General features: G+C 38.4%; 12 protein-coding genes. All 12 read right to left on the bottom strand.

Translation table 11 applies throughout. The annotated features are described in order from the left end of the window. Positions 1–26: 26 nt before the first annotated feature. Positions 27–335, bottom strand: a complete 309-nt coding sequence (gene rpsJ, locus MKZ14_RS22005) for a 30S ribosomal protein S10 (protein WP_004233624.1) — start codon at positions 333–335, stop codon at positions 27–29. Positions 336–689: 354 nt separating this feature from the next. Next, positions 690–2,000: a Na+/H+ antiporter NhaC family protein gene (locus tag MKZ14_RS22010; protein ID WP_258859979.1), complete on the bottom strand. Its 1,311-nt coding sequence runs from the start codon at positions 1,998–2,000 to the stop codon at positions 690–692. 157 nt (positions 2,001–2,157) lie between these two features. Then, a complete protein-coding gene (locus MKZ14_RS22015) occupies positions 2,158–4,137 on the bottom strand; it encodes an ABC transporter permease (protein WP_274770952.1) in 1,980 nt (659 codons plus the stop codon). Beyond that, positions 4,127–4,888, bottom strand: a complete 762-nt coding sequence (locus MKZ14_RS22020; protein WP_016995265.1) for an ABC transporter ATP-binding protein — start codon at positions 4,886–4,888, stop codon at positions 4,127–4,129. Before MKZ14_RS22020 ends, MKZ14_RS22015 begins: the two co-directional genes overlap by 11 nt. Positions 4,889–4,984: 96 nt before the next feature. After that, a complete protein-coding gene (locus tag MKZ14_RS22025) occupies positions 4,985–6,001 on the bottom strand; it encodes a sensor histidine kinase (protein WP_339280501.1) in 1,017 nt (338 codons plus the stop codon). 15 nt (positions 6,002–6,016) lie between these two features. Next, on the bottom strand, positions 6,017–6,697 hold the full coding sequence (locus tag MKZ14_RS22030; RefSeq protein ID WP_339280502.1) for a response regulator transcription factor: 681 nt from the start codon (positions 6,695–6,697) through the stop codon (positions 6,017–6,019). Between the two features lie 158 nt (positions 6,698–6,855). Further along, positions 6,856–8,043: an elongation factor Tu gene (gene tuf / locus MKZ14_RS22035; protein WP_004233614.1), complete on the bottom strand. Its 1,188-nt coding sequence runs from the start codon at positions 8,041–8,043 to the stop codon at positions 6,856–6,858. Between the two features lie 136 nt (positions 8,044–8,179). After that, on the bottom strand, positions 8,180–10,258 hold the full coding sequence (fusA, locus tag MKZ14_RS22040) for an elongation factor G (RefSeq protein ID WP_016993310.1): 2,079 nt from the start codon (positions 10,256–10,258) through the stop codon (positions 8,180–8,182). A 42-nt stretch (positions 10,259–10,300) separates the two neighbouring features. Beyond that, positions 10,301–10,771: a 30S ribosomal protein S7 gene (rpsG, locus tag MKZ14_RS22045; RefSeq protein WP_004233610.1), complete on the bottom strand. Its 471-nt coding sequence runs from the start codon at positions 10,769–10,771 to the stop codon at positions 10,301–10,303. A gap of 44 nt (positions 10,772–10,815) precedes the next feature. Further along, the gene (rpsL, locus tag MKZ14_RS22050; protein WP_004233609.1) at positions 10,816–11,235 is read right to left on the bottom strand and encodes a 30S ribosomal protein S12; all 420 of its coding nucleotides are present in this window, start codon (positions 11,233–11,235) and stop codon (positions 10,816–10,818) included. A 98-nt stretch (positions 11,236–11,333) separates the two neighbouring features. Beyond that, complete coding sequence (locus tag MKZ14_RS22055; protein WP_004233607.1) at positions 11,334–11,582, bottom strand: ribosomal L7Ae/L30e/S12e/Gadd45 family protein; 249 nt, start codon at positions 11,580–11,582, stop codon at positions 11,334–11,336. Between the two features lie 139 nt (positions 11,583–11,721). Then, positions 11,722–15,405 carry a DNA-directed RNA polymerase subunit beta' gene (rpoC, locus tag MKZ14_RS22060; RefSeq protein WP_036077765.1) on the bottom strand — a complete coding sequence of 1,228 codons (3,684 nt, stop codon included), beginning with the start codon at positions 15,403–15,405 and terminating at the stop codon, positions 11,722–11,724. Between the last annotated feature and the right edge of the window lie 180 nt (positions 15,406–15,585).

The raw sequence follows: 15,585 nt of genomic DNA on the forward strand, positions 1-15,585 counted from the left end.
TTTTAAAAGTTATATTGTTTTTACCATTAAAGTTTGATTTCGATATCAACGCCAGATGGTAAATCAAGTTTCATTAACGCATCAACAGTTTGTGGTGTTGGGTTAACGATATCGATCAGACGTTTATGCGTACGCATTTCGAATTGTTCACGAGAATCTTTGTACTTGTGAACCGCACGAAGAATTGTGTACACAGACTTCTCAGTTGGAAGTGGAATCGGACCTGATACACTTGCACCTGAACGTTTTGCAGTTTCCACAATTTTCTCAGCAGATTGATCTAAAATACGGTGATCATACGCTTTTAAACGAATACGAATCTTTTGTTTTGCCATTATTTTCCCTCCTTCTCGCCTATTTTCTAGACATTCTCCACGAAAATTTTCCCACACACCGCCATGGCAAAGCGGCCGGGTGTGTCGGCAACCTCTCGCTTCATCGCAGTCAAAGACCAACATTCAACATTATATACAATAAAAAAAGAATAAGCAAGTCTTTTCGCTAAATTCTTTTAAATGTTGCAGATATTCTTAGTACTACTATTTCTACGCTTTATTAAGCCGTTTATTAGTATATAAAATTTCTATTCATATTGCAACACTTAAGGTTGTCATATCAACATTTTCGCACATTTCAAATAACTCTAAAATGAAAAGTAGTTTCTATTTTATATAGAAACTACTTTCTTGTTATAGAAAGAACACACAGGCAATCCAACCAAATAGGATTAGTGGTATGTTAATGAAAATAAATGTCGGAACACAGGTATCCCAAATATGATGATGCTGACCGTCTACATTTAGGCCAGCAGTTGGCCCTAATGTAGAATCAGATGCTGGAGAACCTGCATCTCCTAAAGCGCCAGCTGTACCAACTAAACAAAGTATCGCTAATGGACTCATATCTAAGCCTTGTGCAAGCGGAACAAAGAGTGTAGCAATAATTGGCACCGTTGCGAAGGATGAGCCAATTCCCATCGTCACAACTAATCCTATGACTAACATGATGAAAACAGCAAGACTTCTATTTCCTTCTAATACGGTGAGTGAATTTGCAATTAAGCTGTCCACATCACCTGTTGCATTGATAACCGCCGCGAAACCATTTGCTGCGATCATAACAAAGCCAATAAAGGCCATCATCTTCATTCCTTCAGAAAGAATATCATCGGCTTCTTTCCATTTAAGGGCACCTGTAAAATACATAATCATAATACCTGCAAACGAGCCTACAATCATTGAATCTGTTAATACTTGAGCGCATAGTGCTATCACTAATGCCAGCGCTGTAGAAAACATAATAAACTTGCTGACGTTTACATTTAAAGATTCAGTCTCCACTTCACTATGTTTATAATGCCTTGGCTTGCGGTATACAACAAAGGCGATTACCAATCCAATTAGCATTCCTAATACGGGAATCCCCATTGCTGCAGAGACATCACGTGAAGATACAGCCATTCCTGCCTCTGACACTTGTGTAGCAACGATATCTTGAAAGATTGCTCCAAAACCAGCAGGTACAAAACTATAAGTACCAATTAAGCCTACTGCAATCAACGTTGCAATTATACGTCGGTCGACTTCTAGCATATTTAAAATCTTTAAAATAGGAGGAATTAATAATGGAATGAAGGCAATATGAATAGGAATGACATTTTGAGATAAAATTGACATCACAAAGATAAGGAAGAAAATTAATACCTTGATAAGACCTTTTCTATTACTTTTACCCTTTAATATTTTTAACATCCCAGCTATCATTAATTCGGGTATTCCTGTCTTGGCAATGGCGATTGCAAAACCACCAAGTAAGCCATAACTCAATGCAATGGTTGCTCCTGCTCCTAATCCTTCCGTAAATGATCGGACTGTTGACTCGATGCCCATCCCACTAGTTAGACCACCTACAAATGCTCCTAGAACTAACGAGAGAACGACATTGATGCGAAGCAAGCTTAATATTAACATAACGGCAACAGCCGCAATTACTGCATTCATTGTTACACTCTACTTTCATACACTAAATTACTAACATGTTAAACTTTATTATTCTGATAATTGAAAGTCAAGGGTTTTTGTAATTTCTATATTTCAGCACTAAAAAACAGTGTAATGATAAACACCACACTGTTTCCGAGTTTCTTCTTATTTAATATTACAACGACTGACGTACAACCTTTTTATAATAGCCTACTGACAGAATGGCAAAAACCGTATATAAGGCTATATAACAGCACATTGCAATCCACAAGGGAGCTGTTAACTCTGTTCCGAATAAAAACCACCCTGACTTAACAGCAAAGTAGCTATGCAATAACCCAATAACTAATGGAACACCGAAATTAAAGGCCTGTTTCATATAAATACCCTTCATGATATCTTTTTCAGCAAAGCCAATCTTTCGTAGGATTGTATAGGAATCACGTTCTTCCTCTGCCTCAGACATTTGTTTAAAGTATAGAATACTACCTGTTGTCATTAAGAATGCTAAACCTAAAAATGCTGTTGTAAATATTGTCAGACCTAATGATTCAATATTGTCTTTACGTTTGCCTTCATAGGATGATTGTGTATATTGCTTTGTTTTCCCTTTATCATCAACAGCCGTAATAATGCCTGCATTTGATTGAATATATAATTTTTCTGCTGTCGCGATATCTTCGTTCGACTTTAAAGTAATTGTTGTTTGATGATGCCAAGGATAAAGAGCTGCCTGTGTAGTTAAACTTTTAAACATATCATCTGTCACCACAAAGACAGGTCCACCACCCCCAGCCGTTACAATACCACTTATCACACTTTTATCGTGAACATCAACGACATGAAAAGTTTCTTCCAGTTTTCCTGCAGATACTACTAAATCATGATCTTTCTCTAACGGGAACATCTCAGCCATATAACCACCATAGTTTGTTAAGATAACCTCGTTCCCAGATAGCTTGGCTTCTGGAACACTCTGTTGATAATCTGAAAGCGGAATGGTATAAATTGTACCTTCCATCGTATATAAAGGGTTATCCTGCTGTTTTTTAGACATCAGCTGACCTACAGCAGCGGTTACCCCCTGCAAACGGTAGTCAATTTTATCATAAGCAATGTTATTTTCCTCTAACTTCTCTAAGAAGGCTTTCCCTTGCTCTTCAAGCAATATGAAATCACCTGGTACTTGGCTATATGCAGATGCTGCTGAGGAGTAATAGGCAATATAGGAAAGCGTCGTCACGCCTAGAGAAACGCCTGTTAACACGGTGATTAGCGTTAATGACTTTGCATTGCTTTTCATGCGATGCATTATGGGTGTTAATGCCAATACATCCTTTATGGATAAATGCCCTTTTTTCTTTAGGCGAATCGTATTCATAATAAATGCTACAGAGAAACGGAAAACAAGGAATGTTCCACCAATTGTAGTAGCTAAAATAATGATCATATTAATAAATAAATTACCTGCAGATTCGATATCGAACAGCTTTGTTGATGCATAGTAGCCATATACAATCAGTATAAGACCCAAAAAGCCAATAACCATCTGCAACGCACTAAAACGTCTTACGCGCTCATCTGCTTGTTTTGCTGCACTAAATAATGATAACAATGAAACATGATGAATCATCCAGGCCATCTGTATAAGAACAATGATCAATAAGATGGTAAATACAATCATCGACTGCTGTAAAGCTTGTGTACTAAAAGTCATGGTTACGAGAGCTTCTTTTTCAAGCACACGAAGCAAAATCATTGCAAACACACGAGAGCTAAAGAAGCCTGCCAACATACCTATAATAACGGCTCCAACGAATAAGAGGATGTTTTCAATCGCTAATAAACGCACGATTAGACCCTTAGTCATGCCAATCAGTTGATACAAGCCTATTTCCTTACTACGACGCTTCATAAATAAATGGTTTGCATATAAAACGAAAAACAAAACGATAAAATATAGAATATAAGTTGCTGCCTTAAATCCTGCCGCAGCCGTCCCACTCATTTGAACAGCAGCCCACACTTCCGTATTATTTTGCAAGGTGACAAAAGAAAAATACAATGTAACACTAAAAATAAGTGCAAAAAAATATAAATAGTAGTGTCTCATATTTTTCTTCATACTTCGAAGTACTAGCTTACTAAGACTCATACCCATCACCGCCTAGCACACTTTGTGTATGCATGATTTCTTGGAAAAAGGCCTGCCTTGTTTTATCGCCCTTATAAAGCTCACTATAGATAAGGCCATCCTTTAGAAATAACACACGTGTACAGAAGCTTGCAGCTACTGCGTCGTGTGTAACCATCATGATTGTAGCTTCTTTTGTCTCATTAATATTTTGTAGATTTTGAAGCAAGGCTGTGGCAGATTTAGAATCTAATGCACCAGTGGGCTCGTCTGCAAATACCAATGACGGATTGGTAATAAGTGCGCGTGCAGCAGAGGTACGCTGCTTTTGTCCACCCGATATTTCGTTGGGGTATTTATTTAAAATTTCTGTGATTCCCAGCAAAGAAGTGAGTTCCTTCACTCGACTTTCTGCAACGGCTTTTGGTAACTTACTGATGGCTAATGGTAGAAGAATATTTTCTTTTACTGTCAAGGTATCTAATAAATTATAGTCTTGAAATATAAATCCCAGCTGCTCTCGTCGGAAGTTTGCTAAAGCCTTTTCTTTCATACCACGTAAACTATGACCGTTTATCTCAATAACACCTTCCGTCGCAAAGTCAATTGAGCATAAGACATTTAAAAGCGTTGTTTTACCAGAGCCAGAAGGTCCCATAATACCTACAAATTCACCTTTATTCACTTCTAAATCAATACCCTTTAATACTTCTTGAGCTGTTGATTTTTTTCCATACACTTTCTTTATTTTACGACCGATTAAAACTGTCACTTCATAACGCCCCTTTCTATAGTCCAAGTGTACCCTGACAAACCTAATCATTCGTGCGTTTTACATGACAATATAAAAAGGTAGGTGACATTTTCGTCATCTACCTTTTAGTTTCGCATATTCATTTTGTAAGGGGAAACGTAGTGTAAATAGTGAGCCTTCACCAACTTTAGATTGAACATTAATACGAATACCAATTTTATGGGCTACATTAGATGCTAAATAAAGACCCATACCTGTAGACTGAGAGGATTCCCTTCCCGCTGTTCCTGTATAAGATTTTTGAAAAATCCTAGGTAAATCCTCTAAAGGTATACCCCTACCTATATCTTTAATATGTAGTAATGTAGCACCTGTAGAATCATGTTCTGCAAAGATTGTTATCTCAGAATTCGCTGGGCTATACTTGATGGCATTTGAAAGAATTTGTCGAATAATAAATGCTAGCCACTTGCCATCTGTCAAAACTGTCTCAGTAAGTTCAGCAATTTCAAAGCCAATGCCTCTCTCAAGACACCAGGCTTGCATAGCTCTGATTTCTTTATAAACAATGGGCTTTAGTTCAATCTCATTTAAATAATTATCCTTTTCAATAGAAGATAATCTTGTTTGATGCAGTTGTTGATCAACCAAAAGATGCAGTCTTAGCCATTCATTCTCTAATTTTCGACGTAGCTGTAAATCCTCAATATGTTCAAACATTAAATTAATAGCAGTTAAAGGAGCTTTTACTTCATGAACCCAAGCTAATAGCTCATCTGAATATTCCTGTAGCTGCACTTTGGCTAGATTTAACTCCATATTCTTTTCAAAAAGGATATCTTCCATTTTTCGAAAGTATACTTCTTGAAAAGGAGATAAAGCTAAACTATTTCTATGTGCATCATCAAGATAGCTATCCATATTTCCCAGGAAATCTTTTAATTTCCCAACTTCGATGACATAGCGATACCCCAAAAAGAGTATAAAACTAATAAGCAAACTAATATTCACATACCAAATAGACACTCCATTTAAACCAACGTCAAGAGAGAATAGTACATTTAGTATTATCAAAGTAAAAATAAAAAAAACTATCCAAGCAAAGCGTTCTCTAATAAATAATAATAACAACTTCCCTCACGTCCCTCAGCTTACTGCCATATAACCAAGTCCCTTTTTTGTCAGTATTACTTCATGTAAACCAATATCCTCTAGCTTTGTACGTAACCGATTAACATTGACCGACAAAGTATTATCGTTTACAAAACGTTCGTCATCCCATAGTTTTCTCATTAACTCATCTCTTGAAACTATTTGATTAGCCTGTTCCACTAATATTCTTAAAATGAAAAGTTCATTTTTTGTTAAGGAAGCAATGACACCATTATACATAATTTCACTTCTTGCATAATCGATGATGGCATCGTTAAAACGTGTAACATTCATTTTCTCTTCAACGTAATCATAGGTTCTACGTAAAATAGCCTGTGCTTTTGCGAGTAAAACTTCCATATGAAAAGGCTTTTGAATAAAATCATCTGCTCCCATTTGCATAGCCATTACCATATCCATCGGGTGATCTCGGGAAGAAAGAAATAGGATTGGCACTTTGGATAAATGACGAATTTCACGACACCAATGAAAGCCGTCATAGGCAGGCAATTGAATATCAATTAACACGAGATGTGGCTTCTCCTCTATAAAGTCATCCATCACCTTTTGAAAATTTTTAGGTCCAACAACGTGTAATGACCACTGTTCAAATCGTTCTTGAATCATACTAAAAATAGAAGGATCATCTTCAATCAGCAAAATTTTCATGTCCATAGTCAATTCCCCTTTCCCTTTAATTATTTACCCTAGATGACATGCTTACCGTTATGTACACATACACTAATTAAAACTCTAATTTTTCTTTATTTTAACACAAAAAACCAATCTGTAGGCGTCCCTACAGATTGGTTTAAAATTAACGAGAGTTAAAATTATTTTTGGATAGAAGCAACTACGCCAGCGCCTACAGTACGGCCACCCTCACGGATAGAGAATTTAGTACCTTCTTCAAGAGCGATTGGAGCGATAAGTTCAACTGTCATTTCGATGTTATCACCAGGCATTACCATTTCAACGCCTTCTGGTAAGTTACAGATACCTGTTACGTCAGTTGTACGGAAGTAGAACTGAGGACGGTAGTTAGAGAAGAATGGAGTATGACGGCCACCCTCTTCTTTTGATAAAACGTAAACTTCAGCTTTGAAGTTAGTGTGTGGAGTAATTGAACCTGGTTTAGCTAATACTTGACCACGTTGGATTTCTTCACGAGCAACACCACGTAGTAAAGCACCGATGTTGTCACCAGCTTCAGCATAGTCTAATAATTTACGGAACATTTCTACACCAGTTACAGTAGTAGATTTAGCTTCTTCAGCGATACCGATGATTTCAACTACGTCACCAACTTTAACTTGACCACGTTCAACACGGCCAGTTGCAACTGTACCACGACCAGTAATAGAGAATACGTCCTCTACTGGCATCATGAATGGTTTGTCAGTTTGACGTTCTGGAGTTGGGATGTAAGAATCTACAGCGTCCATTAATTCAACGATTTTTTCTTCCCATTCTGGTTCACCTTCAAGAGCTTTAAGAGCAGAACCTTTAATTACAGGAATATCGTCACCTGGGAAGTCATATTCAGATAGTAGATCACGGATTTCCATTTCTACTAATTCTAATAATTCTTCGTCGTCAACCATATCACATTTGTTCATGAATACTACTAAGTAAGGAACACCTACTTGACGTGATAAAAGGATGTGCTCACGAGTTTGTGGCATTGGGCCGTCAGCAGCAGATACTACTAAGATACCGCCGTCCATTTGAGCAGCACCAGTGATCATGTTTTTAACATAGTCAGCGTGTCCTGGGCAGTCAACGTGTGCATAGTGACGAGTTTCTGTTTCGTATTCTACGTGAGAAGTATTGATTGTGATACCACGTTCTTTTTCTTCTGGAGCGTTATCGATATCAGCGTAAGATTTAGCTGTACCACCCATTTTTTTAGAAAGAACTGTAGCGATTGCAGCAGTTAAAGTAGTTTTACCATGGTCAACGTGTCCGATTGTACCAATGTTAGCATGCGTTTTAGAACGGTCAAATTTTTCTTTAGCCATTAGAGATTGCCTCCTCAAAATTGTATGTTTTAGATTTAAAATTTATAGAATGAATGCTGATAGAGAACGGGCCCATCCCCTATCCTGCAATCATAGCTTACAAATTAGTTATACTTTATGCAAGATGAAATTTCAATTATTCACCTTTATTTTTTTTGATGATATCTTCAGAGATTGATTTTGGTACTTCTTCATAATGATCGAATACCATTGAGAATACACCACGACCTTGCGTTGCAGAACGTAAAGTTGTTGCATATCCAAACATTTCTGAAAGTGGAACCATCGCACGAACAACTTGAGCGTTACCGCGAGCTTCCATACCTTCTACGCGACCACGGCGAGAAGTGATGTTACCCATGATATCACCAAGATATTCTTCAGGGATTACAACTTCAACTTTCATCATAGGCTCTAAAAGAACTGGACTACATTTTGATGCAGCAGCTTTAAGTGCCATAGATGCAGCGATTTTAAATGCCATTTCGTTTGAGTCAACATCATGGTATGAACCATCGAATAATTTCGCTTTGATGTCGATTAATGGGTAACCAGCGATTACACCGCGGTCAAGCGAGTCACGAAGACCTGCTTCTACAGCTGGAATATATTCACGTGGTACTACACCACCAACGATAGCATTTTCGAATTCAAAGCCTTTACCCTCTTCATTTGGAGAGAACTCGATCCATACGTCACCGTATTGACCACGACCACCAGATTGACGAGTGAATTTACCTTGAACTTGAGCAGAGCCACGGAATGTTTCACGGTAAGATACCATTGGAGCACCTACGTTAGCTTCTACTTTAAATTCACGGCGCATACGATCAACTAAGATATCAAGGTGAAGCTCACCCATACCTGAGATAATTGTTTGACCAGTTTCTTGGTCTGTATGTGCACGGAATGTTGGATCTTCTTCTTGTAGTTTTTGTAAAGCTTGACCCATTTTATCTTGGTCAGCTTTTGATTTTGGTTCTACAGAAAGAGAGATAACTGGTTCTGGGAACTCCATAGACTCAAGGATAACAAGGTTTTTCTCTTCACAAAGAGTGTCACCAGTTGTTGTATCTTTAAGACCTACAGCAGCTGCGATATCACCAGCAAATACTTTTGAAATCTCTTCACGGCTGTTTGCGTGCATTTGTAGGATACGACCTACGCGCTCACGTTTACCTTTTGAAGAGTTTTGTACGTATGAACCTGATTCAAGAACACCAGAGTACACACGGAAGAACGTTAATTTACCTACGAATGGGTCAGTCATAACTTTAAATGCTAAAGCTGAGAATGGCGCATCGTCTGATGATGGACGTTCAGTTTCTTCACCATCTGGAGTTGTACCTTTAATAGCAGGTACATCAACTGGAGATGGTAAGTAGTCGATAACCGCGTCAAGCATTTTACGAACACCTTTGTGTTTGAATGCTGTACCGCAGATTACTGGGTAGAATTCTACAGCGATTGTCGCTTTACGGATAGCCGCTTTAAGCTCTTCTTTTGTAATTTCTTCACCAGCAAAGTATTTTTCCATGATTTCTTCGTTAACTTCAGCGATTGCTTCGATTAACTTCTCACGGTATTCTTCAGCTTGCGCTTGGAATTCTTCAGGAATTGGTTGACCTTCACGTAATGCTGTACCTTCTTCGTTATCGTAGTAAGTTACATCCATTTCAACTAGGTCAATAATAGCTTTGAACTCATCTTCCGCACCAATTGGTAATTGGATTGGATGAGCATTTGCTTGTAAACGCTCGTGTAAAGTACCTACAGAATATAGGAAATCTGCACCCATTTTATCCATTTTGTTAATGAATACGATACGTGGTACACCGTAAGTTGTAGCTTGACGCCATACAGTTTCTGTTTGAGGTTCAACACCAGATTGAGCATCAAGTACAGTTACTGCGCCGTCAAGTACACGTAAAGAACGTTCTACTTCTACAGTGAAGTCTACGTGTCCAGGAGTATCGATGATGTTTACGCGGTTGCCTTTCCATTGAGCTGTTGTCGCAGCAGAAGTGATTGTGATACCACGTTCTTGCTCTTGCTCCATCCAGTCCATTTGAGAAGCGCCTTCATGAGTTTCACCGATTTTGTGAATCTTACCTGTGTAATAAAGGATACGCTCAGTTGTTGTTGTTTTACCAGCATCAATGTGAGCCATGATCCCAATATTACGAGTATTCTCTAGTGAGAATTCGCGTTTCATTAGGTATTTCTCCTTCCATATTGGGCTTATGCTATGTTTAGATTACCAACGGTAGTGAGCGAATGCTTTGTTCGCTTCTGCCATTTTGTGCATATCTTCACGTTTCTTAACTGATGCACCAGTGTTGTTAGAAGCATCAAGGATTTCGTTAGCTAAACGCTCTTCCATAGTTTTTTCACCACGAAGACGAGAATAGTTAACTAGGTAACGAAGACCTAAAGTTGTACGACGTTCTGGGCGTACTTCAACTGGTACTTGGTAGTTAGAACCACCAACACGGCGAGCACGTACTTCAAGAACTGGCATTACGTTATTTAGAGCAGCTTCGAATACTTCGATTGGATCTTGACCAGAACGTTCTTTAACTAGTTCGAACGCACCGTATAAAATCTTTTGAGAAGTACCTCTTTTACCATCAATCATCATTTTATTGATTAAACGAGTTACTAGTTTTGAATTATAAATTGGATCTGGTAACACGTCACGTTTGGAAACAGGACCTTTACGAGGCATGTGTTTTCCTCCTTTCATTGAGTAAATATATTGTAGGATTTAAATTATTTTTTTTCTTTAGGGCGTTTTGTACCGTATAAAGAACGTGATTGCATACGACCGTTTACACCAGCAGTATCAAGAGCACCACGAACGATATGGTAACGAACACCCGGTAAGTCTTTTACACGACCGCCACGGATAAGAACAACACTGTGCTCTTGTAAGTTGTGGCCTTCACCAGGAATGTACGCTGTAACCTCGATTTGGTTAGTTAAACGTACACGAGCGTATTTACGTAACGCTGAGTTTGGTTTTTTAGGCGTCATTGTACCTACACGAGTACAAACACCACGTTTTTGTGGAGATTTAACATCAGTTAAAGATTTTTTAAATGAGTTATATCCTTTGTTTAACGCTGGTGAATTTGATTTCGTGATTTTAGATTTACGAGGCTTACGTACCAATTGGTTAATTGTAGGCATCGATTTTTCCTCCCTTCATTCCTTCTTTTTTAATACCACACATCCAGGTGGTTCATTTTTTGGGTAAAAACAAAGTCTTTGTGCATTTTACACAAAAACTACTCTACAGTAATCGCAACTACCGCAGCTCCAACATGGATTCCACAGGCTTTGCCCAGTTCCTTTTTGGACTCGACAAGAATAACTGGTATACCGATTTCTCTCGCGAAAGATATGGCCGAATCGGTTACCCAATTGTCTGCATCAAGTGCCACAAAAAGTTCTTTCACTGAACCAGCTCGCATTGCTTTTACTGCTTGCTTTGTACCTATGATTGTTTGACTAGCCCTTACTTTATCATAAGACATTTGCATATCCTCCGAAGTACAGACAGTTAACTATCAACCTTCAATATATTATCATTACTCATTTACACTGTCAACTAATATCTTGAAAAAGTCCGAAGAGATGATGAAAATATGCATCTCTTCGGCCTAATTTTAATGTTTATTCAGCAGAAACGACTTCTGTGTCAAGCTCATCTTTTTCGATGCGGATTTGACGATAACGTTGCATACCAGTACCTGCAGGAACAAGTTTACCAATAATTACGTTTTCTTTTAATCCAAGAAGCTCGTCACGTTTACCCTTAATTGCTGCATCTGTTAACACACGTGTTGTTTCTTGGAACGATGCTGCAGATAAGAATGATTCTGTTTCAAGAGAAGCTTTTGTAATACCAAGGATAACAGGTCGACAAGTTGCAGGGTTTTTGCCATTCATAACAGCGTCTACGTTTGCCTCTGTGAATTGGTGGATATCTAGTAATGAGCCAGGCAGTAATTCTGTATCTCCAGCTTCAATTACACGAACTTTACGAAGCATTTGGCGAACCATTACCTCGATATGTTTATCCCCAATTTCTACCCCTTGCATACGGTATACTTTTTGAACTTCTTTTAATAAATATTCTTGAACAGTTGAGACGTCTTTGACTTTTAGCAATTGTTTTGGATCGATAGAACCTTCTGTTAAAACTTGACCACGTTCTACATTATCACCTTCGATAACTTTCAAACGTGCGTTATAAGGTGCTTGATACTTACGAGTTTCTACGTCACCTTGAATTGTAATTTCTTTTAAGCCTTCACGAATTTCTGTGATATCTGAAACCGTACCAGCGATTTCTGAAATAACAGATTGACCTTTTGGATTACGTGCTTCAAAGATCTCTTGGATACGTGGAAGACCTTGTGTAATATCATCTCCGGCAACCCCACCTGTATGGAATGTACGCATTGTTAACTGTGTACCTGGTTCACCGATTGATTGAGCAGCAATAATACCAACTGCTTCCCCAACTTCAACCTTCTCACCTGTCGCCAAGTTCATGCCGTAACATTTTTTACAAACGCCGTGTTTTGTATTACATGTAAATGCTGAACGGATTGTCACTTCTTCAATACCAGCATCGATAATTGCACGAGCGATATCTTGATCGATTAAACCGTCTTTTGCAAGAATAACTTCACCAGTTTCAGGGTGGAAGATTGTTTTCTTCGTATGACGACCAACAATACGTTCATCTAGAGCCTCGATTAATTCAGTGCCTTCCATTAATGCACCGATCGTTAAGCCACGGTCAGTACCACAGTCATCTTCACGGACGATAACATCTTGCGCAACGTCAACAAGACGACGCGTTAAGTAACCTGAATCGGCAGTTTTTAGGGCTGTATCGGCAAGACCTTTACGAGCACCGTGTGTCGAGATGAAGTACTCTAATACTGTTAAACCTTCACGGAAGGAAGATTTGATTGGAAGTTCGATAATACGACCAGCCGGGTTGGCCATCAGACCACGCATACCAGCTAACTGAGTAAAGTTAGATGCGTTACCACGGGCACCTGAATCAGACATCATGAAAATTGGGTTTGTTTTCTCAAGTGACTTCATCAGTTTCGCTTGAATTTCATCTTTTGCAGCACTCCAGCTTGAGATTACACGATCATAACGCTCATCCTCAGTAATGAAACCACGACGGAATTGCGCTTGAACTTTATCTACTTTCTCTTGAGCTTCTGCTAAAATTTCACCTTTATCAGGTAATACCACGATATCAGATACACCTACTGTAATACCTGCACGTGTTGAATATTTGAAACCTAGGTTTTTCATACGGTCAAGCATTTTAGATGTTTCAGTAATGTGGAAACGTTTAAATACTTCAGCAATGATATTTCCTAAGAATTTCTTACGGAATGGATTTACAACTGGTACTGATGCAAAGTATTTACGCAATACAGCTGTACGTTGTGCATCAATTTTCCCTTTTTCATCTAAGTTATTATAAGCACTATCTGATTCAAGCTCTTTAAGCGTTTCTTCATCAATTGTTAATTTAGCGAAGTATTTTTCTGGTGTTACTTGCTCTAAGTTGAAATCAGTTGGCTCATTAATATAAGGGAATGATTTTGGCAAGATTTCATTAAAGATTACTTTACCAACAGTTGTTAATAAGAACATATTATTTTGTTCTTCAGTGAATGTTGGATTATTTAATGAGCTTGCTTTAATCGCGATACGTGTATGCAAGTGTACATGTCCAGTATCATATGCAATTAAAACTTCATTTGGACCATAGAAAACAGTACCTTCACCGCGTGCGCCTTCACGTTCAAGTGTTAAGTAGTAGTTTCCTAATACCATATCTTGAGAAGGTGTTACAACAGGTTTACCGTCTTTTGGATTCAGAATGTTTTGTGCAGCAAGCATTAAAAGTCGAGCTTCAGCTTGAGCTTCTGCTGATAATGGTACGTGAACCGCCATTTGGTCACCATCGAAGTCAGCGTTGTAGGCTGTACATACTAATGGGTGAAGACGAATAGCACGACCCTCAACTAGTGTTGGTTCAAATGCTTGAATACCAAGACGGTGAAGCGTTGGTGCACGGTTTAGTAATACTGGATGCTCACGGATAACATCTTCTAAAACGTCCCATACGTCGTTATTTAAACGTTCAATTTTACGTTTAGCAGATTTAATGTTATGAGCAAGGCCGCGCTCTACCAATTCTTTCATAACGAATGGCTTGAATAATTCGATAGCCATTTCTTTTGGTAAACCACATTGGTACATTTTTAAGTTTGGACCTACTACGATAACGGAACGACCAGAATAGTCAACACGTTTACCAAGTAGATTTTGACGGAAACGACCTTGTTTACCTTTCAACATATGTGAAAGTGATTTTAACGGGCGGTTACCAGGACCAGTTACAGGACGTCCGCGACGACCATTATCGATTAATGCGTCAACAGCTTCTTGTAACATACGTTTTTCATTTTGTACGATGATGCTTGGAGCACCTAAGTCTAATAAACGTTTTAAACGGTTATTACGATTAATTACACGACGGTATAAATCGTTTAAATCTGAAGTCGCGAAACGACCACCATCTAATTGCACCATTGGACGAAGCTCTGGTGGAATAACAGGTAGTACATCTAGAATCATCCATTCAGGTGAGTTGCCTGAGTTACGGAAAGATTCAACAACTTCTAGACGTTTAATGGCACGAGTACGTCTTTGACCTTGAGCAGACTTTAACTCTTCTTTTAAAGATTGTGTTTCATCTTCTAGGTCAATTTTACCTAATAATTTTTTGATTGCTTCTGCACCCATTGATGCTTCGAATGTGTTACCGAATTTTTCACGGTATGCACGATACTCTTTTTCAGAAAGTAATTGTTTACTTTCTAAATTAGTAGCACCTGCATCGATCACAACGTATGAAGCGAAATAGATAACTTCTTCAAGGGCACGAGGTGACATATCTAAAATTAGACCCATACGGCTAGGAATACCTTTGAAGTACCAGATATGAGAAACTGGTGCTGCTAATTCGATATGTCCCATACGTTCACGACGAACTTTAGCACGCGTTACTTCAACACCACAGCGATCACAAACTACGCCTTTATAGCGCACGCGTTTATATTTCCCACAATGACACTCCCAGTCCTTAGTTGGACCAAAAATACGCTCACAGAATAAACCATCTTTTTCTGGTTTTAGTGTACGGTAGTTAATTGTTTCAGGTTTTTTAACCTCTCCATATGACCAAGAACGAATCTTGTCAGGTGATGCTAAACCAATTTTCATATATTCAAATTCATTAACGTCTATCAAGGAGCCTACCTCCCTCTAGTATAGGTCTTTATAAAGACTCTTTTACGCAGCTCGATAATCGTTTGCAAAGATTGCCTCTTTGGCAAAGGATTAAAAATAGAATGATTTATTAAAAGAAAAAGCCAGGCAGGGCGTTAAATCCTGCCCGGCTAATTTGAAAAATAAGTTTGACCTTATTCA

Source organism: Lysinibacillus sp. FSL P2-0066 (genome assembly GCF_037969495.1).
GTDB lineage: Bacteria > Bacillota > Bacilli > Bacillales_A > Planococcaceae > Lysinibacillus > Lysinibacillus boronitolerans.